Annotated in this window: 19 protein-coding genes; 17 read left to right on the top strand and 2 right to left on the bottom strand. The window is 72.2% G+C overall.

Going from position 1 to position 18823, the window contains the following annotated elements:
* Positions 1-325: 325 nt before the first annotated feature.
* The 17 genes from ACFY9I_RS29875 to ACFY9I_RS29955 all read left to right on the top strand — a co-directional run bounded on the left by ACFY9I_RS29875 (position 326) and on the right by ACFY9I_RS29955 (position 17051).
* Positions 326-847: a DUF2617 family protein gene (locus tag ACFY9I_RS29875; RefSeq protein WP_391007161.1), complete on the top strand. Its 522-nt coding sequence runs from the start codon at positions 326-328 to the stop codon at positions 845-847.
* A gap of 305 nt (positions 848-1152) precedes the next feature.
* Positions 1153-2790, top strand: a complete 1638-nt coding sequence (locus ACFY9I_RS29880; protein ID WP_391007163.1) for a polyamine aminopropyltransferase — start codon at positions 1153-1155, stop codon at positions 2788-2790.
* A gap of 87 nt (positions 2791-2877) precedes the next feature.
* Positions 2878-3933, top strand: a complete 1056-nt coding sequence (locus ACFY9I_RS29885) for a carbon monoxide dehydrogenase (RefSeq protein ID WP_391007165.1) — start codon at positions 2878-2880, stop codon at positions 3931-3933.
* A 30-nt stretch (positions 3934-3963) separates the two neighbouring features.
* Complete coding sequence (locus tag ACFY9I_RS29890) at positions 3964-4407, top strand: hypothetical protein (protein WP_391007167.1); 444 nt, start codon at positions 3964-3966, stop codon at positions 4405-4407.
* A complete protein-coding gene (locus ACFY9I_RS29895; protein ID WP_391007169.1) occupies positions 4400-5194 on the top strand; it encodes an aldose 1-epimerase in 795 nt (264 codons plus the stop codon). Before ACFY9I_RS29890 ends, ACFY9I_RS29895 begins: the two co-directional genes overlap by 8 nt.
* A gap of 48 nt (positions 5195-5242) precedes the next feature.
* The gene (gene pyrE, locus ACFY9I_RS29900; RefSeq protein WP_391007171.1) at positions 5243-5797 is read left to right on the top strand and encodes an orotate phosphoribosyltransferase; all 555 of its coding nucleotides are present in this window, start codon (positions 5243-5245) and stop codon (positions 5795-5797) included.
* 166 nt (positions 5798-5963) lie between these two features.
* The gene (fbaA, locus tag ACFY9I_RS29905; RefSeq protein ID WP_391007173.1) at positions 5964-6986 is read left to right on the top strand and encodes a class II fructose-bisphosphate aldolase; all 1023 of its coding nucleotides are present in this window, start codon (positions 5964-5966) and stop codon (positions 6984-6986) included.
* Positions 6987-7128: 142 nt separating this feature from the next.
* Positions 7129-8601 carry a DHA2 family efflux MFS transporter permease subunit gene (locus ACFY9I_RS29910; protein WP_391007175.1) on the top strand — a complete coding sequence of 491 codons (1473 nt, stop codon included), beginning with the start codon at positions 7129-7131 and terminating at the stop codon, positions 8599-8601.
* A gap of 100 nt (positions 8602-8701) precedes the next feature.
* Positions 8702-8884 carry a GntR family transcriptional regulator gene (locus ACFY9I_RS29915; RefSeq protein ID WP_391007177.1) on the top strand — a complete coding sequence of 61 codons (183 nt, stop codon included), beginning with the start codon at positions 8702-8704 and terminating at the stop codon, positions 8882-8884.
* A gap of 54 nt (positions 8885-8938) precedes the next feature.
* Positions 8939-9352, top strand: a complete 414-nt coding sequence (locus ACFY9I_RS29920; protein ID WP_391007178.1) for a DUF3151 family protein — start codon at positions 8939-8941, stop codon at positions 9350-9352.
* Positions 9353-9504: 152 nt separating this feature from the next.
* The gene (locus ACFY9I_RS29925) at positions 9505-10350 is read left to right on the top strand and encodes a tryptophan 2,3-dioxygenase family protein (protein WP_391007180.1); all 846 of its coding nucleotides are present in this window, start codon (positions 9505-9507) and stop codon (positions 10348-10350) included.
* Positions 10343-11701 carry an aminotransferase class V-fold PLP-dependent enzyme gene (locus ACFY9I_RS29930; protein WP_391007181.1) on the top strand — a complete coding sequence of 453 codons (1359 nt, stop codon included), beginning with the start codon at positions 10343-10345 and terminating at the stop codon, positions 11699-11701. Before ACFY9I_RS29925 ends, ACFY9I_RS29930 begins: the two co-directional genes overlap by 8 nt.
* Before the next feature lie 297 nt (positions 11702-11998).
* Positions 11999-12895: an alpha/beta hydrolase fold domain-containing protein gene (locus ACFY9I_RS29935; RefSeq protein ID WP_391007183.1), complete on the top strand. Its 897-nt coding sequence runs from the start codon at positions 11999-12001 to the stop codon at positions 12893-12895.
* Between the two features lie 217 nt (positions 12896-13112).
* The gene (locus ACFY9I_RS29940) at positions 13113-13517 is read left to right on the top strand and encodes a DUF1772 domain-containing protein (RefSeq protein WP_391007185.1); all 405 of its coding nucleotides are present in this window, start codon (positions 13113-13115) and stop codon (positions 13515-13517) included.
* 126 nt (positions 13518-13643) lie between these two features.
* The gene (locus ACFY9I_RS29945; RefSeq protein WP_391007187.1) at positions 13644-14993 is read left to right on the top strand and encodes a histidine kinase; all 1350 of its coding nucleotides are present in this window, start codon (positions 13644-13646) and stop codon (positions 14991-14993) included.
* Positions 14990-15655, top strand: coding sequence for a response regulator (locus ACFY9I_RS29950; RefSeq protein WP_391007189.1), 666 nt, complete (start codon positions 14990-14992; stop codon positions 15653-15655). Before ACFY9I_RS29945 ends, ACFY9I_RS29950 begins: the two co-directional genes overlap by 4 nt.
* A 178-nt stretch (positions 15656-15833) precedes the next feature.
* Positions 15834-17051, top strand: coding sequence for a cytochrome P450 (locus tag ACFY9I_RS29955; protein ID WP_391007190.1), 1218 nt, complete (start codon positions 15834-15836; stop codon positions 17049-17051).
* Here the strand turns inward: ACFY9I_RS29955 and ACFY9I_RS29960 are convergent.
* On the bottom strand, positions 17034-17498 hold the full coding sequence (locus ACFY9I_RS29960; protein ID WP_391007192.1) for a hypothetical protein: 465 nt from the start codon (positions 17496-17498) through the stop codon (positions 17034-17036). The genes ACFY9I_RS29955 and ACFY9I_RS29960 overlap by 18 nt on opposite strands.
* Positions 17499-17632: 134 nt before the next feature.
* The gene (locus ACFY9I_RS29965) at positions 17633-18814 is read right to left on the bottom strand and encodes a DUF6596 domain-containing protein (RefSeq protein ID WP_391007295.1); all 1182 of its coding nucleotides are present in this window, start codon (positions 18812-18814) and stop codon (positions 17633-17635) included.
* Positions 18815-18823: the final 9 nt, after the last annotated feature.

Below are 18823 nucleotides of genomic sequence, written 5' to 3' on the forward strand. Positions count from 1 at the left end.
CGCGCGCCCCACCCGGCGGGTGTGCGGGGAGCACTTCGACGGTGGGGGCGTACGCCCGGTTGAACAGTTGAGCCGCGCAGCCCTCAAGGAGATGGAAAGCACGTCAAGTTGGGTAAAAACGCTGTGGTGGCGCCACAGTTCATGATTCCCTATAAATCGCCAACGCAGCCCCCGGACGTCCCTCCCGGCAGGCCTGACGGGCTTCGCCGGACCGACCGGGACGCCGTCCTCGCCTGACCTGGCTGACCGGGCCACAGCCCCCTGTGCCGACCGGGGTGCGCCGGACCCCACTCCTCTTCTCTTTGCGTCTCTGCGGAGTCGACCCATGCTCACGACCCTGAACACCGCCTACACCGACACGCGCGCGGCCGACCTCGCCTGGGCCCTGGGCCGCGAACCGCTCCCCGCGCTCGCCACGCTCGACCTCGAACTCATGGGCGCCAAACTGCAGTTGCGACTGCTCGGCGCGTCCCACCAGGTACTTCTGGAGGAGGAGCGGGGCAGCCACTGGTCGGAGACGGTCGCCTGTATCCCGGGTTCCAGCACACCCCTCCCGCTCGGCGTCGCCAAACGCGTGGACGACTGGGAGTACGAGTTCGCCGCCCGCGTGGAGGTCCTCTCCCCGGGGTCCTTCGCGGGCCGCGCCCAGGAGTTGCTGGCCCTGGTCTCCGACCATCCGCACGGCCTCGCCGGGGTCTTCCCCGGCAGTCCTCACGCCTTCACGGCGATGCTCGCGCAGCACCACGAGGGGCAGGTGCACTGGCGTACGTGGCACGCGTATCCGCAGGACGGGCAACTGGTCGCCACGAGAACGAGGGTGGGGGTGCGGGTGCCTGCGGCGCTTTGACGGGACGGGGGGTGGGGTGTTTGAGGTGGGTGGGTTCGTGCGGGTTCGGTGGGGGCTGCTCGCGCAGTTCCCCGCGCCCCTAAAAGACCAGGCCCTGCGGGCCTGAATGACACGGCCCTGCGGGCCGAAAAGCATGGGGCGCAGCCTCTGCTTTCAGGGGCGCGGGGAACGGCGCGACCAGTCCCCACTCAGCCGCACCCGCCAACGCACCCGAACCTTCGAGCTATTAGGCACCCGGCGCAGCGTCGCAGACCACCCGTGTGGGTGACCCGGTGGAGCGTGACCCTGACGGTAGCGTGCCAGGAGTGATCGAGCCGCACGCCCCCGCAGCCCCCGGCGCCCCACCCTCTTGGCGCGGCCACAGCGGCCCGGGCGGCCCTCACCTCCGGCTGCCGGTCCGCCCCGGAATCGGCCGCTTCCTCGTCCTTGCCGGCGTCTTCGTCTGCGCCGCCTGCGGACTCGTGTACGAACTCGAACTCGTCGCTCTCGCCTCGTACTTGATCGGAGACTCGGTCACCCAGGCCTCCGTGGTCCTCTCGGTCATGGTCTTCGCCATGGGCATCGGCTCCCTCGCCGCCAAACGTCTCCGCCCGCACGCGGCCCTCGGCTTCGGCGCCATCGAGGCCGCCCTGGCCCTCGTCGGCGGCAGCAGCGCCCTCGCGCTGTACGCGGCGTTCGCCTGGACCGGCGACTGGGGCGGTATGTGGGCCGGCGGCTCGCGCTACCTCCTCGTCGCCTTCTCCCTCGCCATCGGCCTGCTCATCGGCGCCGAAGTCCCCCTGCTGATGGAGCTGATCCAGCGCATCCGCCGCCAGGACGCGGGCGGCGCGGTGGCCGACCTCTTCGCGGCCGACTACGTGGGCGCGCTGGTCGGCGGCCTCGCCTTCCCCTTCCTTCTCCTGCCCTGGCTCGGGCAGTTGACCGGCGCCCTCCTCACCGGCACCGTCAACGCCCTCGTCGGCGGCGCCCTCGTCCTGGGCCTGTTCCGCCACGACCTCAGCCCCCGCGCCCGCCGGCTGCTGCTGGTCACCAACGTCGTCGTCCTCGGCCTCCTCGCCACCGCCGCGGCCCACGTCGACGACTTCGAACGCGCCGCCCGGCGCGCGGTCTACGGCAAGGACGTACGGGTCGCACTCCGGACCGACCTCCAGGAAGTCGTTCTCACCGGAGGCAGGGACGGCCGCCCGCTCTCCCTCTTCCTGGACGGCCGTCTGCGCGTCGGCGGTCACGACGCACACCGCTACCACCGGGCCCTCGTCCACCCCGCCATGACCTCCGGCCCCCACGCCCGCGTCCTCGTCCTCGGCGGCGGTGACGGTCTCGCCGCCCGTGAGGTGCTCCGCCACGAGGACGTGCGCCGGGTGGATGTCGTCGAACTCGACCCGGGCGTGGTGCGTCTGGCCCGTACGGACCCGGCCCTGTCCTCCCTCAACGGCCACGTCTACGACGACGACCGTGTCCGCGTCTTCACGGAGGACTCCTTCACCTGGCTGCGGGCCGCCCGCTCGACGCAGACGTACGACGTCGTGATCTCGGACCTCCCCGACCCCGGCATCACGGCGAGCACCAAGCTCTACTCCCAGGAGTTCTACGGACTGGCCCGCGAGGTCCTGGCCCACGACGGCCGCATGGTCGTGCACGCGGGACCGGTGTCGTCCCGCCGGGAGGTGTTCTGGACGGTCGACACCACCGTCCGTGCGGGCGGTCTGCGCACCGTCCCCTACCGGGTGGCCGCGTCCGACCCCGGCTTCGTCACCGGCCCCGACCGCACGGTCCACGCCTCCCGCGTCCCCCACGACCGGGGGTTCGTCCTGGCGACCCGGCTCTCCGACGGCCGTCGGCCCACACCGCGCCTCGGCTCGGGGGCCACACGACTCGACGCCGACGACCGTGTGGACGGGCTGCCGCCGTCGACGCTGGTGCATCCGAGGTATGCCCACTGAGCCGCAGGTGGCCGGGTGCGACTGAACACGAGCAATAACGCGCGGGTACGGGTGCGGGGCGGTCCCCGCTGGGTAGGCTCGGCTCCCATGGAGCATGAGGTGTTCGTTCCGGTTCCCGTCGGCCGCCTACGGGAGGCGCTGGCCGACCCCGAACGGGTGGCCCGAGCGGTCCCCGGGCTCCAGCAGGACGCGGGCACCCCGCCCGTCGCCGGCCGCCTGAAGGTACGGGTCGCGGGTCACACCATCACCTACCGCGGCGCCCTCCGCGTCACCGCCCGGGACGACGGCTCCTACGCCGTCGAGGGCGACGCCACCGAGGCCCGTGGCACCGGCTCCGTCACCCTCGCTCTCGCCCTCCGCCTCGTCCCGTCCCCCGAGGGCACCACCCTCGCCTGCACGGGCACCGCCACCGCCGACGGCCGCATCACGGAACTGCCCCCGGACGCGGTGTCCTCGGCGGTGGCCCGACTGCTGGGGCGGTTCGCGGAGAACCTGGGGACCACCGGGGCCCCGGACGAGACGCCGGCCGACGCGAAGGCCGAGCCCTCCGTCGAAGCGCCGGGCACACGCGAATCCGCCGAGGCCACCGGTGCCTCGGCCGACGACGAACCGCCGGCCCCCGCCGCCGAACCGCCCGCCGCCGAACCGCCCGCCTCCGGACCCTCCGCCGGGGAAGAGTCCTCCGCCGAGGACGAGCCCCCCGCCTCCGGACCCTCCGCTGGCGAAGAGTCCTCCGCCGAGGACGAGCCCCCCGCCTCCGGACCCTCCGCTGGCGAAGAGCCCTCCGCCGAGGACGAGCCCCCCGCCTCCGGACCCTCCGCCGGCGAAGAGCCCTCCGCCGAGGACGAGCCCCCCGCCTCCGTCTTCCAGACCGATGTGCCGCCGTCCGCGCTGGACCCCTTTGTCGAGGACGACTTCGTGGCCGGGGGCGAGCCGCCGGCCGAGGCGGCGCACGCGCGGCGGACGATGATCGGGCGTAGCGCGGAGGAGGTGGACCACGCCCCGCCACGCGGCCGGTACGCCCCGGTCCCGGCCCCCGAGACCGGCTCCGCGAGCGCGGCCCTCCGCTGGGCGGCCCCGGCGGCGGCCCTCGTCGTCGCCTCCGCCATCGTCGTCGGCCGCGCCCTGCGCAAACGCCGCTGACGGGTGGCGCCCGTCGGCGATGATCGCCGTATGGACCGTGTCATCGACCTCGACGAGGCCGCCACCGTGATCGCGGACCGACGCGCGACCTGGGAAGCCGCGGGCCTGGTGGTGGAGCCGGTGACCTGGCGGGACGGGGCGGCCCCATGGCCCCAGCGGCTGGAGACGGACAGGTCCCGGACCCAGGACCCGGACTCCGTCGGCGTCCACTTGCACAACGCACTCGGCGACGGTGCACGGCGGGACGCCGAACTCCTCGTCGTCCTCTACCGGGGCGGGTGGGCCGACATCGACTACCTGGTGGACGCCGAGGACGCGGGCGTTCTCCCGTCCCCGGCACTGCGCTCCGCCCAGGAGTTCGGCGCCCTGCTCGATGCCTGCGTGGCCCGGGTGTTCGGGGACGGGGCCGAGGACCCGACGCGCAGGACGGCAACTCCCGGGACCGCGGGACCAGTAGGGTCGAGGGGTGAGTAGCGAAGAGATCACGTTGGCCGCGGGTGACGCGGAGGCGGTGCTGACGCCGGACAAGGGCGGACGGGTTGCGGGCCTGCGGGTCGATGGGGTCGAACTGCTGCGGCAGGGCGAGCGGTTCGGCTGCTTCCCGATGGTGCCGTGGTGCGGCCGTGTCCGCGACGGCCGCTTCCTCAGCGGCGGCACCGTACAGCAGATGCCCCTCAACGCCCCGCCCAACGCCATCCACGGCACCACCCGCGACGGAGCCTGGCGGGTCGCGAGCCGCGGCGACGCCGAGGCCGTCCTCACGTACGACCTCGTCGAGCCCTGGCCCTACCCCGGCCGCGTCACCCAGGTCGTGACCCTTACCCCGGACACCCTCACCCTCGCCATGGCCGTGGAGGCGCACGACAACTCCTTCCCGGCCCAGATCGGCTGGCACCCCTGGTTCAACCGGAACCTCGCGGGCGGCGGGGAGGACGTACGGATCGACTTCACGCCCGCCTGGCAGGAGGAGCGCGGCGAGGACCACCTGCCCACCGGAAACCGCCTCGACCCCAAGCCCGGCCCCTGGGACGACTGCTTCGGCATGCCCGACGGCGTCGACGTCACCCTCACCTGGCCGGACCGGCTGGAGCTCAAGGTCACCTCCCGCGAGGAGTGGGTCGTGCTCTACGACGAGCAGGCGGAGGCCGTGTGCGTCGAACCCCAGACCGGCCCGCCCAACGGCCTCAACACCCACCCCCGCCTGGTCACCCCGATCGACCCCCTCGAAGCGACCACGACCTGGACCTGGCGGCGCCTGTAGGCGGACAGCGTGTAAGCGGACATATGGGCCCCCTCTAAGCTGACTGCCATGACTGACGTGGACGTACGTGGATCTTTGTTGCAGCAGATCAAGGACAAGGCCGTGGTGCACGGGAGGGTGACCCTGTCGTCGGGCCTGGAGGCCGACTACTACGTCGACCTGCGCCGGGTCACCCTCGACGGCGAGGCCGCCCCGCTGGTCGGGCAGGTGCTGCTCGACCTGACCGCCGACCTCGACTTCGACGCGGTCGGCGGGCTCACGATGGGCGCCGACCCGGTGGCCGGAGCGATGCTGCACGCCGCCGCCGCGCGCGGCCGGCGGCTCGACGCGTTCGTCGTCCGCAAGGCCGCCAAGGCGCACGGGATGCAGCGGCGGGTCGAGGGGCCCGACATCGCGGGCCGCCGGGTCCTCGTGGTCGAGGACACCTCCACCACCGGCGGCTCCCCGCTGACCGCCGTCGAGGCCGTCCGGGAGGCGGGTGCCGAGGTCGTCGCCGTCGCCACGATCGTCGACCGCGCGACCGGTGCCGCCGAGAAGATCGAACAGGGCGCCGGTGTCCCGTACCTCTTCGCGTTCTCGCAGGACGAGCTGGGCCTGGGCTGAGGTCGACTCGCCGGGCGGAAACGCCAAGGTCAGCAGTTACCGACCAGTTCGCGACACCCTGGCCGGAGCAGCCGGTCATGTCTGGAAAGATGGGGCCGACGATGATGTCGCAACCCTAGGTCAGGGCTCGTAAGCACAACGCCACCGCACATACAAGGAGCGGACCATGCCCATCGCAACCCCCGAGGTCTACAACGAGATGCTCGACCGGGCGAAGGCAGGCAAGTTCGCCTACCCGGCCATCAATGTGACCTCGACCCAGACGCTGCACGCCGCGCTGCGGGGCTTCGCGGAGGCGGAGAGCGACGGCATCGTCCAGATCTCGACCGGCGGCGCCGAGTTCCTGGGCGGTCAGTACAGCAAGGACATGGTGACGGGTTCCGTCGCCCTGGCCGAGTTCGCGCACATCGTGGCCGAGAAGTACCCCGTCACCGTCGCCCTGCACACCGACCACTGCCCGAAGGACAAGCTGGACGGGTACGTACGTCCGCTGCTGGCGGTGTCGGAGGAGCGGGTCAAGGCCGGTCGCAACCCCCTCTTCCAGTCGCACATGTGGGACGGCTCGGCCGAGACCCTCGCCGACAACCTCTCCATCGCCCAGGAGCTCCTCGCCCGCGCCGCCGCCGCGAAGATCATCCTGGAGGTCGAGATCACCCCGACCGGTGGCGAGGAGGACGGCGTCTCCCACGAGATCAACGACTCCCTCTACACCACGGTCGACGACGCGATCCGCACCGCCGAGGCGCTGGGTCTGGGTGAGAAGGGCCGTTACCTGCTGGCCGCGTCCTTCGGTAACGTCCACGGTGTGTACAAGCCGGGCAACGTCGTCCTGCGCCCCGACCTCCTCAAGGAGCTGAACGAGGGCGTCGCCGCCCGCTTCGGCAAGGAGTCCCCGTTCGACTTCGTCTTCCACGGCGGCTCCGGCTCCACCGAGGACGAGATCCGCACCGCCCTGGAGAACGGCGTCGTCAAGATGAACATCGACACCGACACCCAGTACGCCTTCACCCGCCCCGTCGCCGCCCACATGTTCCAGAACTACGACGGTGTCCTGAAGGTCGACGGCGAGGTCGGCAACAAGAAGACCTACGACCCGCGCACCTGGGGCAAGCTCGCCGAGGCGTCGATGGCCGCCCGTGTGGTCGAGGCCTGCGGCAACCTGCGCTCGGCGGGTACGAAGATCAAGTAGTTCCTCCTCGGAGGACGACCTCGCAGGACGACTTCGGAGGACGACTTCGGAGGACGACTTCGCGGGACGACCTCGCGGCGAGCCCGGTGCCCTGGCGGCGCCGGGCTCGCCGCATGTGTCGGGCGCGCTGTATACCTGACCCATGCCCGACCTCAGGCTCGCCTCGCCCCAGGGCAGATGGGTGCTGTTCACCACGATCCTCGGCTCCAGCATGGCCCTGCTGGACTCCACCGTGGTCAATGTCGCCCTGCCCCGGATGGGCGACGACCTGGACGCGGACCTCGCGGCCCTCCAGTGGACCGTCAACGCCTACATGCTCACCCTCGCCGGTCTGATCCTGCTGGGCGGCGCCCTCGGCGACCGTTTCGGCCGGCGCAAGGTGTTCGTGATCGGCGTGGTGTGGTTCGCCGTGGCGTCGCTGCTGTGCGGCCTCGCGCCGAACGTCGGCGTCCTGATCGCGGCCCGCGCGCTGCAGGGTGTGGGCGGTGCCCTGCTCACCCCGGGCTCGCTGGCGCTCATCCAGGCCTCGTTCCACCCCGACGACCGAGCGCGGGCCGTCGGCCTGTGGTCCGGTTTCGGTGGTGTCGGCGCGGCCGTCGGCCCGTTCCTGGGCGGCTGGCTGGTGGACGGCCCCGGCTGGCGCTGGGTCTTCCTGCTGAACGTCCCCCTGGCGCTCGTCTGCGTCCCGATCGCCACCCGCCACGTACCCGAGTCGGGCGCCGGCCGGGCGTACCAGAGCCGCTTCGACGTCCTCGGCGCGACCTTGGGCGCGTTGTCGTTGGCGTTGGTGACGTACGCACTGATCGAGGCCGGGGAGGGCTCACTGGCGGTGACCGTGTCGGCCGTGGCGGGAGTCGCGGCGGGCGTGGCCTTCGTCCACGTCGAACGCCGGCGTCCCGACCCGATGATGCCGCCGGAGATCTTCGCCTCCCGCCAGTTCACCGTGGTCAACCTGGTCACTCTGTGCGTCTACGCGGCCTTCGGTGGTTTCTTCTTCCTCGTCGCGCTCCAGCTCCAGGTGGTGTCGGGCTACTCGGCGCTGGGCGCGGGCACGGCCCTGCTCCCCATCACGGTTCTGATGCTTCTGCTCTCGTCCCGGGCGGGTGCGCTGGGGGAACGGATCGGCCCCCGCGTCCCGCTCACCGTCGGCCCGCTGCTGTGCGCGGCGGGCATGCTGCTGGCGCTGCGGGTGGGGCCGGACGCGTCGTACGCCGCTGATGTCCTCCCCGCGCTCCTGGTGCTCGGCCTCGGCATGGTCACCCTGGTCGCGCCGCTGACCGCGACGGTCCTCGCCTCCGTCGACACCGAGCACGCGGGCCTGGCGAGCGGCATCAACAACGCGGCTGCCCGCGCGGCAGGCCTCATCGCTGTGGCCGCGTTGCCGCTGATGGCGGGGATGGGCCCGGAGGCGTACCGCTCGGCGACGCAGTTCGACGACGCGTTCGGCACGGCGATGATCGTCTGCGCGGCCACGCTGGTGGCCGGCGCGGCCCTGGCCTACGCCACGATCCGCCGGCCGGCCCCGGACTGCCACCATCCCGAGTGCCGGACGCACTGCGGGGTGACGGCTCCGCCGCTGGAGGCGGGGGAGTCGGGGGGCGGCCGGGAGAAGTGAGGCTCAGCTGTCGTCGTGCTGGGTGTTCAGGTCGTGCATCACATCGCCGAGCAGATCCGTACCGGGCGGCTGTCCGCAGGGGCCCGGCTCCCGGCGGAGCGTGCTCCCGGCGGAGCGTGACCTCGCCGAGCAGTACGGCGTAGCCGTCAACACCGTCCGCCGGGCTGTCCGCAACCTCCGCGATCAAGGTCTCGTCATCACGGTCCCCGTCAAGGGCGCCTTCGTCCGAGCCGAACAGCCGCCCACCGACGACACCCCGGAAGCGTCCCCGACCGCCGACTGATCCACCCCCCCACCCGTACCGCCCCCCGCACCCCCATGGGCCAGACTGGAACCCATGACGATTCACGAGAACCTCCTCGGGGGCCCGCCCCCGACGCACCTCCCCGACGACCCGGAGCCCCGCGAACTCCTCGCGAACGGCACGGCCCCGGCCGACGTCGCCGCCAAGTACCCCACCTCCTCCCTCGCCTGGGCCCAGCTCGCCGACGAGGCCTATGAGCGGGGCAGTGTCGTGGAGTCGTACGCCTACGCCCGTACGGGCTACCACCGGGGCCTCGACGCCCTGCGCCGCAGCGGCTGGAAGGGCCACGGCCCCGTGCCTTGGGAGCACGAGCCGAATCGAGGGTTCCTGCGCGCCCTGCACGCCCTCGCCCGCGCCGCCGGAGAGATCGGTGAGCAGGAGGAGTACGAGCGCTGCTCCCAGTTCCTGAAGGACTCCTCCCCGACGGCGGCGCAGACGCTGAGCTAGTCACGTCGCGTTCGCGCAGGTCCGCCTGGTGTGACCAGGCGGACCTTGCGGTCCGGGGCGGCATGCCCGAACATGCCGGTGGGGACCGGGGCCCCCGTGTCGGAATTCGGCAGGGGCGGACCGCTACCCGGAGTACACATCAGGAGACAGCGATGTCCCTCCAGGCTCAGCCCCACGAGGCTTCGGAGCCCGAGACCCCGCATCTCGACTTCCACGGCACGACCCCGTACGAGGACTACGTCCAGGCGGACGTCCTCACCCACCTCCAGCACCCCCTCTCCGACGATCCCGGAGAGATGGTCTTCCTGGTGACGACCCAGGTCATGGAGTTGTGGTTCACCGTCATCGTCCACGAGTGGGAGACCGCGACCACCGCGATCCGCAACGACGACGTGGCGAGGGCCAGGGACGCGCTCAAGCGTTCCGTACGCGAGCTGGAGGCCCTGAACGCCTCCTGGCGCCCTCTCGCCCAGCTCACCCCCGCCCAGTTCAACTCCTACCGCGCCGCCCTGGGCGAGGGCTCCGGCTTCCAGTCGGCGATGTACCGCCGGATGGAGTTCCTGCTCGGCGAGAAGTCCGCCTCCATGCTCGTCCCGCACCGGGGCGCCCCGCGCGTCCACGCGGAACTGGAGAAGGCGCTGCACGAGCCGAGCCTCTACGACGAGGTGCTGCGGCTCCTGGCCCGTCGCGGCCACGCGATCCCCGAGTCCGTCGTGAACCGTGACGTCTCCCAGCGGTACGAGCCCTCCGCGGAGGTCGAGGAGGTGTGGACCGAGCTGTACTCCGGCGACCCGGACCACGAACTCGCCCGCCTCGGCGAGGCGTTGACCGACGTCGCCGAACTCGTCTGGCGCTGGCGCAACGACCACCTGGTCGCCACCCGTCGCGCGATGGGCTCCAAGGCCGGCACGGGCGGTTCGGCCGGCGTGGCCTGGCTGGAGAAGCGCGCCCGCAAGAACGTGTTCCCCGAGCTGTGGACGGCGCGCTCCCATGTCTGAACTGATCGAGTCGAAACCGGCTGACGCCGGACTGGCGGCTGAGGCACGGAAGTTGGACGCGGCCGACGAACTGGCCGGCCTGCGCACGCGCTTCGTCCTCGACGACGCCGTGTACCTCGACGGGAACTCGCTCGGCGCGCTGCCGGTCTCGGTACCCGGGCGGCTCGCCGATGTCGTCTACCGCGAGTGGGGCGAACTGCGCATCCGCTCCTGGGACGAGAGCGGCTGGTGGACCGCGCCGGAGCGGATCGGCGACCGCATCGCTCCGCTGGTCGGCGCGGCGCCCGGCCAGATCGTGGTCGGCGACTCCACGAGTGTGAACGTCTTCAAGGCGCTTGTGGCGGCGGTACGCATGGCGGACGCGGACGCGGACGCGGACGCGGGTGCGAACGGGACTGTGGATGGGACCGGGGCCGGGGCCGGTGACGCCGGTGGCCGTCGGCGCGACGAGATCCTGGTCGACGCGACGACGTTCCCCACGGACGGGTACATAGCCGAGTCCGCGGCCCGTATGACCGGCCGCACGCTACGCCCGGTGACGCCGTCGGAGGTCCCGGCCGCGCTGAGCGACCGTACGGCCGCCGTCCTCCTCAACCACGTCGACTACCGCACCGGCCGCCTCCACGACCTCCCCGCGCTGACGGCGGCGGTCCACCGGGCGGGCGCCCGCGTCGTCTGGGACCTCTGCCACAGCGCCGGCGCACTGCCCGTCGGCCTCGACGAACACGGCGTCGACCTGGCCGTCGGCTGCACGTACAAGTACCTCAACGGCGGCCCCGGTTCCCCGGCCTACCTCTATGTCCGCCACGATCTCCAGCCCCGCTTCGACTCCCCCCTCCCGGGCTGGACCTCCCACGCCGACCCCTTCGCGATGCACCCCGCCTACGAGCCCACGACCGGCGCCCGGCGGGGCCGCGTGGGCACCCCCGACATCCTGTCGATGCTCGCCCTGGAGACTGCGCTCGATGTGTGGCAGTGGGGCGGTGCGCCCGGGGGAGCGGGCGGGGACGGAGACGGAGACCGGGTGACGATCGAGTCGGTTCGCGCCAAGTCCCTCGCCCTGACGGACTTCTTCCTGCGCTGCGTGGCGACGTACGTCCCCGAAGGCCGCGTCGAGTCCCTGACCCCGACCGCCCACGCGGAACGCGGAAGCCAGGTGGCCCTGCGCTGCGACGACGCCGGCGACGTCATGAAACGCCTCATCCACCAGGGAGTCGTAGGCGACTTCCGCCACCCCGACGTCCTCCGTTTCGGCTTCACCCCGCTGTACGTCAGCTTCGCGGACGTGGAGCGCGCGGCACGGGTACTGGGGGAGACGTTGGGATCGCTGGGACAGGTCCGCCGGTCGTAGCCGCGGGCAGTCGTGCCGCCAGGGGCGGGGCGGGGGCGGTGGGCGGGGGCGGGTGGACGCAGCGGCGCCCTGCAAGCGCAGCAAGCGAACCCCCCCTCGCCCGGCCCCGTTTCGACCCCGCCCCAGCGCTACGCCGCTCCTCGCCCGTCTCTCCGCGCCCACCCTGACCCAGTGTCATATCCCCGTGTCAACGCACGTCACCGGCCTGATACCGTCCCCGCCAACGGCAGGCCTCCCCGCCCCCGAGGCCCGCCCGTTCCAAACCCTTCCAAACCATTTCACCCGAGAGGTCGACGCATGCCGGACGACGACGCCGCAGCCCGCGATGCCGCCGAAGAGGCGTCCGCCTTCTCCCACTCCCCGGTCGCCCCCGACACCACCACCTCCTACGGCGACCACCCCGACCAGCTGATCGACTTCTACGCCCCCCGCACCTCCGACGTGGCCGCTGCCACCGCCCCCCTGGTCGTGGCCCTGCACGGCGGCGCCTGGCGAGCCCCCTACGACCGCCACCACATCACCCCCTTCGCCGACTTTTTGACCCGTCACGGCTTCGCGGTGGCCAACATCGAGTACAGAAGGGGCAGTTCACTCCCCGCCGAGTCCGGCCGGACTGGCACCCCGGGCCCGCTCGCGGGCCGCTGGCCGGATACGTTCGACGACGTCGCCGCGGCCCTCGACGCCCTGCCCGACCTCGTACGCCAGGCCCTCCCCCAGGCGGACCCCCGCCGTACGGTCCTCACCGGGCACTCCGCCGGCGGCCACCTCGCCCTGTGGGCCGCCGCCCGCCACGTACTCCCGGCCGACAGCCCGTGGCGCACCCCCCGCCCCGCCCCCCTCCGAGGCGTCGTCGCCCTGGCCCCCATCGCCGACTTCGTGGTGGCCGGGAAACTGGACGTCTGCGGCGGCGCGGCCACCCAACTCCTCGGCGGCCAGGACAAGTTCACCGAACGCCGCCCTTACGCCGATCCGGCGCTCCTCCTCCCGACCGGCATCGCCACCACCGTCGTACAGGGCCGCTCCGACATCGTCGTCCCTCAGGCCGTCGCCGAGGCGTACGCAGACGCCGCGGCCAGGGCGGGCGAGGTCGTGGGCCTCACCCTCCTGGAGGACGTGGGCCACTTCGCCCTCATAGACCCGGCGGCAGACGCGTGCGCGGTGGTGGCGGAGGAAATCGCCCAACTGGCCTGGTGAGCGGCGCCCGGCCCCCCTCCCGGCGGGAGCCCGGGGCCAGGTTCAGGGAGTCCCACCCCAGTAGCATCATGGCGGCCGGCCCGACCTGGTGCATACGGACGAGCAGGCAGCGGTTCAGTCACCGACGTGATCTGAGGTTTGCTCAAGCATGGACGTCCTGATACACGTGCTCCCCGGTATCGCCGTGCTCGCCTGTTCGGCCGTATACGGAGCCGACTTGTTCGCGACTGTCGTCCTTCGTTCCGCGCTGTCCGAAGTCGATGATCAGACCCTCATCACCACGATGGGCCGCGTGCACCACTACGGCGACAAGCGGCTGCCCGTCCCCTTCGCCGTCAGCGTCGTCGCCGGCACCCTCAGCGCGGTGGCGGCACTGGTGTCCGGGCGCACGGCGGTCGCGGTGGCAAGCATGGTCGCGGTGGCGGCCCTCCTCTGCTGGATCAGCATCTATTTCCGAGTCAGCGCACCGATCAATCGTGCTCTCATCGCTGCGGCCACCGGAGAAGCGGCAGTCCCGGACGCCCACGCCCTGCAACGACGCTGGGACGGCGTGCTGCCGGCCCGCCTCACCCTGCAGGCGATCGCGGTTGCCGCGCTATGCACTGCGCTCGCCCTGGCCTGAGAAGCTTTCCGCTTCGGAACGTGATACACGCCATGACCACACTCGGCCGTAGTACCTGAGACGGACGCGGACAGACCTCCTCACTGGTGACGACGCCACCCCTGCTCTCCGCCTACCGTTTTCCACGTGACTGAGACGACCCAGACGCAGACGATGCCCTCGCGAGGCGGGGGCAGGTTGAGCAGCCCGGAGTTCCGGGTGGTGATGGACGCGTGGCACAGGCTCCGGCAGGACCTGTTCCACGACGCGCTCGCCTACCGGCCGATGCCCCCGATGAAGATGGACGGCATGCTCACCGGTCGGCTGTCCGGCCGCCTCCGCGAGTACGCCGCCTGGGCCCCGCACGCGGCCGTCGTGACGGCCGGCCTGCTCTCGATGACCATCGCCGCCTCCGCGAGCGACGGAAGCGGGCTCACCGTGATGGCGGCCGGCGCCTTGGCCCTGCTGCCGGTCCTGCTGACCATGGTCAGACCTGTGGCGGCCTTCTGGGTGTCCATGATCGTGGCCCCCTTCGCCGCGGCGGGCAGCGGTCTGTGGGACGACTGGCCGTGGACGGCCGGCAGCTTCGCGGCCCACCTCGTGGTGATGACCATCGTGGCCCTGCGCACGCGGCCGCGCATAGCCGCCTGGATGTGGGGCCTGACCGCGGCGTACGGGGTGTTCCTGGAGAGCACCCTCGGCGGCAGCCACTACGCGTCGAACAACACGGGCCCGCTGCTCGTCGTCTCCGCCATGTCCCTGCTGGCCGCCTCCGCGCTGACCATACGCCGCACGGCCCAGCGGGAAGTCACCGCCCAGCAGACGGTGACCGAGCACGAGCGTTCCCGGCGCACCCTGCTGGAGGAGCGCACCACGATCGCCCGCGAGCTGCACGACGTGGTCGCCCACCACATGTCGGTGGTCGCCATCCAGGCCGAGGCCGCGCCCTACCGGGTGGAGAACCCGCCGCCGGAGCTGGAGCAGGCCTTCGCCACGATCCGGGAGAACGCGGTGGCCGCGCTCACCGAGCTGCGCCGTGTCCTCGGGGTGGTCCGCGCCGAGGACTACGAGGCCCCCGACGCCCCGCAGCCCACCCTCGCCGACCTCGACGGTCTGCTCGCCAATGTGCGGGAGGCCGGTCTCACCGTCGACAAGACGGTCACCGGAGCGGTCCGGGAACTCCCGCAGGGCGTGGAGCTGTCGGCGTACCGCATAGTCCAGGAGGCCCTCAGCAACACCCTGCGGCACGCGCCCGGCGCGTCGGCCGGGGTGGAGATCGCCTACGTCCTGGGCGGACTGGGCCTGCGCGTGGTCAACGGCCCGTCCCCCGAGGTGAGCCTGGCGAAGTCCACCCATGGCGCCGGCCACGGTCTCACCGGTATGCGCGAGCGCGTCACCATGCTGAACGGCGAGATGACGACGGGCGAGACGGACGACGGAGGCTATGAGGTGACGGTGTTCCTGCCCGTGTCCACCGTGAGCGAGGCCGACGTATGACGATCCGCGTGCTGATCGCCGACGACCAGATGATGGTCCGCGAGGGCTTCTCGGTGCTGCTCGGCGCCATGCCGGACATCGAGGTGGTCGGCGAGGCGGTCAACGGTCGGGACGCGGTCGAGCGGGTCCGGGAACTGTCGCCGGACGTGGTCCTGATGGACATCCGGATGCCCGAGATGAACGGCATCGAGGCCACCCGGGAGATCGTGGCGGCGGACGGCGGGGCGAAGGTGCTGGTGCTGACCACGTTCGACCTCGACGAGTATGTGTACCAGGCCCTGCGCGCGGGGGCCTCCGGCTTCCTCCTCAAGGACGCCTCGGCACGCCAACTGGCCGACGGGGTGCGGGTGGTGGCCGCCGGTGAGGCCCTGCTCGCCCCGTCCGTCACCAAGCGTCTGATCACGGAGTTCTCCAAGCTCGCCCAGACACCCCGTGTGTCGGCGGCCACCCAGCTCACACACGGCGAACTCACCGACCGCGAGACGGAGGTCCTGGTCCTCATCGCCCAGGGCCTGTCCAACTCGGAGATAGCCGAGCGTCTGGTCGTCGCCGAGTCCACGATCAAGACCCATGTGAGCCGGGTCCTGGTCAAGCTGGGCCTGCGCGACCGCACACAGGCGGCCGTGTTCGCCTACGAGGCGAGGCTGGTCACACCCGGCTGAGGGCGTTCGTCCCGTCACACCCGGCCGGGGACGTCCTGTCCCCCACGGCTGGGGCGTCCTGTCACACCCGGGCCGAGCGTTTCGGAGAGCGGTCCCTCGGGCCTCACGCTCTCACCAGCCGGTTTACGCCGAGTGGCCGACACTGGCCAAGGCCCGGAGAAACGGTTAGCGTCCGTTCATGGCAGCCGTTTCCTATCTCGCTTTCGACCCGTGGGACCCCGACTTCGTGGCCGACCCGTACCCGGCGTACGCGGAGCTGCGGGCCCGGGGCAGGGTGCAGTACTTCGAGCCCACGAACCAGTGGCTCGTCCCGCACCACGCGGACGTGTCGGCGCTGCTGCGGGACCGGCGGCTCGGGCGGACGTATCAGCACAGGTTCACGCACGAGGACTTCGGGCGGACGGCGCCGCCGGAGGAGCACGAGCCGTTCCACACGCTGAACGACCACGGGATGCTCGACCTGGAACCCCCGGACCACACCCGGATCCGTCGGCTGGTGTCGAAGGCGTTCACCCCGCGCACGGTGGAGCGGCTGAAGCCGTATGTGGAGGAGCTGGCCGGTGCACTGGTGGAACGGCTGGTGGAGTCCGGCGGAGGCGACCTGCTGACGGATGTGGCGGAACCGCTGCCGGTCGCGGTGATCGCGGAGATGCTCGGAGTCCCGGAGGCCGACCGGGCGCCGCTGCGCCCCTGGTCGGCGGACATCTGCGGGATGTACGAGCTGAGTCCGTCGCAGGAGACGGCGAAGCGGGCCGTGCGGGCGTCGGTGGAGTTCTCGCAGTACCTGCGGGAACTGATCGCGCACCGGAGGGCGCGGCCGGGCGAGGACCTGATCTCGGGGCTGATCGCCGCGCACGACGAGGGTGACCGGCTGACCGAGCAGGAGATGATCTCGACCTGCGTCCTGCTGCTGAACGCGGGGCACGAGGCCACGGTGAACGCCACGGTGAACGGCTGGTGGGCGCTGTTCCGGAACCCGGAGCAGCTGGCGGCGCTGCGCGCCGACCACTCGCTGGTGCCGGCGGCGGTGGAGGAGCTGATGCGGTACGACACCCCGCTGCAGCTCTTCGAGCGCTGGGTGCTGGACGACATCGAGATCGACGGGACGACGGTTCCCCGGGGCGCGGAGATCGCGATGCTCTTCGGCTCGGCCAACCACGACCCGTCCGTCTTCGCCGACCCCGGGAAGCTGGACCTCACCCGTGAGGAGAACCCGCACATCTCCTTCAGCGCGGGCATCCACTACTGCATCGGCGCCCCCCTCGCCCGCGTCGAACTGTCGGCCTCCATGGCGGCCCTCCTGGAGAAAGCCCCGACGCTCGCCCTGGCCGCCGAGCCGACCCGCAAACCGAACTTCGTGATCCGGGGCCTGGGCGGCCTAGCGGTCGAGATCTGACGGCCCCACCCTGCCACCCGGCCCCGCCCTGCCACCCGGCCCCGCCCTGCCACCCGGCCCCGCCCTGCCACCCGGCCCCGGCCTGCCACCCGGCCCCGGACCGGCGTCCGGCCTCGCTCGCCGTCGCCGGGCCGGGAGCAGCAGGGCGAGCGCGAGGCAGACGAGGGCCGGGACGGTGGCTCCGGCCAGGGCGACGAACGGGAGTTCTGTGGCGAGGACGGTGTAGTCCATGTCCTCGCCCTCGAAGCCGCCCCGGAGGTGGCGCCGGGTGCGATCCGAAGTGCCCCACACGAGCGTCGCGACCGTCGCACCCACCGCCGACAGCGCACACCCACCACACCCCAGCGCACTGTCCCGGTCGAACCGCCGGTCCCGGTCCGACCGCCGGCCTCCCTCGACCCGCTCACCCTGCTCACCCCGGTCGTCGCGCCGCTCCGGTCGGTCCATGTCCGGAGGGACGCGATGCGCCGGGGCACGGTTCTCCGGGGAGGAGAGACAGACCTCTGCCGCGTACGCCCGCGGGCCTTCGCCGCGCTCCTCACCTCCGACACCGGCGCGCTGACCTCCGTCGAACTGGTGGATCAGTCGCGGATCAGTCCCGTCGCCGTCTCGGGCGCGGTCCGCTGTCTCCGGTTGTTGAGGCGGGCCGCCCGGCGGGTGAGGTGGGCACGTTCGGCGAGGTTGGGGGCCTTGTGGGCGGCCTCGGCGTAGAGACGGGCCGCCGTCGTCAGGTCGCCGTCGCGTTCGTGGAGGTAGGCGGCGACGGCGGTGTGGCGGGGGAGGGAGGGGTCCAGGGCCGCGAGCGCCGCCAGGCCGGCGCGTGGCCCCTCGGCCTCGCCGACGGCCACCGCGCGGTTGAGCCGTACGACCGGGCTGTCGGTCAGCCGGGCCAGCTCGTCGTACCACTCGACGATCTGCACCCAGTCGGTCTCCTCGGCGGTGGGCGCGTCGGCGTGGAGCGCGGCGATGGCGGCCTGGGCCTGGAACTCCCCCAACCGGTCGCGGGCGAGCGCCGCTTGCAGGATCGCGACGCCTTCGGCGATCGACTTCGTGTCCCACCGGCGCCGGTCCTGTTCGGCGAGCGGTACCAGGCTGCCGTCGGGTGCGGTCCGGGCGGCGCGCCGGGCATGGTGGAGCAGCATGAGAGCGAGCAACCCGGCCACCTCGGGGTGGTCGATCGAGGCCGCGAGCTGTCGGGTGAGCCGGATGGCCTCGGCGGCGAGGTCGAGGTCGCCGGAGTAGCCCTCGTTGAAGACCAGGTAGAGGACGCGCAGTACGGTGGCGACGTCGCCGGGCTGCTCGAACCGTATGCCGGAGACGGTGCGCTTGGCGCGGCTGATCCGCTGCGCCATGGTTGCCTCGGGCACCAGGTAGGCCTCGGCGATCTGGCGGGTGGTGAGGCCGCCGACGGCGCGCAGGGTGAGCGCCACGGCGGACGACGGCGTCAGCGACGGGTGGGCGCACAGGAAGTAGAGCTGGAGCGTGTCGTCCACGGCGGACGCGGGACCGGGCGCCGGTTCCTCGTCGACGAGGTCCTCACGCCGCCGACGGGCGGCGTCCGACCGGGCCTGGTCGAGGAACTTGCGCCAGGCCACGGTGACCAGCCAGCCCTTCGCGTCCCTCGGCGGGTCGTCCGGCCAGACACGGACCGCCTCGACCAGTGCTTCCTGCACCGCGTCCTCGGCCGCCGCGAAGTCGGCTCCGCGGCGGACGAGGACGGTGAGCACGCTCGGCGTGAGACGCCTGAGCAGGGCCTCGTCCATCTGTGACAC

This window comes from Streptomyces sp. NPDC012510, assembly GCF_042955065.1.
Taxonomy (GTDB): Bacteria; Actinomycetota; Actinomycetes; order Streptomycetales; family Streptomycetaceae; genus Streptomyces.

Bases quoted from the DNA above. Each gene is read 5' to 3' on its own strand.
- ACFY9I_RS29875 (WP_391007161.1), top strand. From the start codon at position 326: ATGCTCACGACCCTGAACACCGCCTACACCGACACGCGCGCGGCCGAC.
- ACFY9I_RS29885 (WP_391007165.1), top strand. From the start codon at position 2,878: ATGGAGCATGAGGTGTTCGTTCCGGTTCCCGTCGGCCGCCTACGGGAG.
- ACFY9I_RS29890 (WP_391007167.1), top strand. From the start codon at position 3,964: ATGGACCGTGTCATCGACCTCGACGAGGCCGCCACCGTGATCGCGGAC.
- pyrE (WP_391007171.1), top strand. From the start codon at position 5,243: ATGACTGACGTGGACGTACGTGGATCTTTGTTGCAGCAGATCAAGGAC.
- fbaA (WP_391007173.1), top strand. From the start codon at position 5,964: ATGCCCATCGCAACCCCCGAGGTCTACAACGAGATGCTCGACCGGGCG.
- ACFY9I_RS29910 (WP_391007175.1), top strand. From the start codon at position 7,129: ATGCCCGACCTCAGGCTCGCCTCGCCCCAGGGCAGATGGGTGCTGTTC.
- ACFY9I_RS29920 (WP_391007178.1), top strand. From the start codon at position 8,939: ATGACGATTCACGAGAACCTCCTCGGGGGCCCGCCCCCGACGCACCTC.
- ACFY9I_RS29925 (WP_391007180.1), top strand. From the start codon at position 9,505: ATGTCCCTCCAGGCTCAGCCCCACGAGGCTTCGGAGCCCGAGACCCCG.
- ACFY9I_RS29930 (WP_391007181.1), top strand. From the start codon at position 10,343: ATGTCTGAACTGATCGAGTCGAAACCGGCTGACGCCGGACTGGCGGCT.
- ACFY9I_RS29935 (WP_391007183.1), top strand. From the start codon at position 11,999: ATGCCGGACGACGACGCCGCAGCCCGCGATGCCGCCGAAGAGGCGTCC.
- ACFY9I_RS29950 (WP_391007189.1), top strand. From the start codon at position 14,990: ATGACGATCCGCGTGCTGATCGCCGACGACCAGATGATGGTCCGCGAG.
- ACFY9I_RS29955 (WP_391007190.1), top strand. From the start codon at position 15,834: ATGGCAGCCGTTTCCTATCTCGCTTTCGACCCGTGGGACCCCGACTTC.
- ACFY9I_RS29960 (WP_391007192.1), bottom strand. From the start codon at position 17,498: ATGGACCGACCGGAGCGGCGCGACGACCGGGGTGAGCAGGGTGAGCGG.
- ACFY9I_RS29965 (WP_391007295.1), bottom strand. From the start codon at position 18,814: ATGGACGAGGCCCTGCTCAGGCGTCTCACGCCGAGCGTGCTCACCGTC.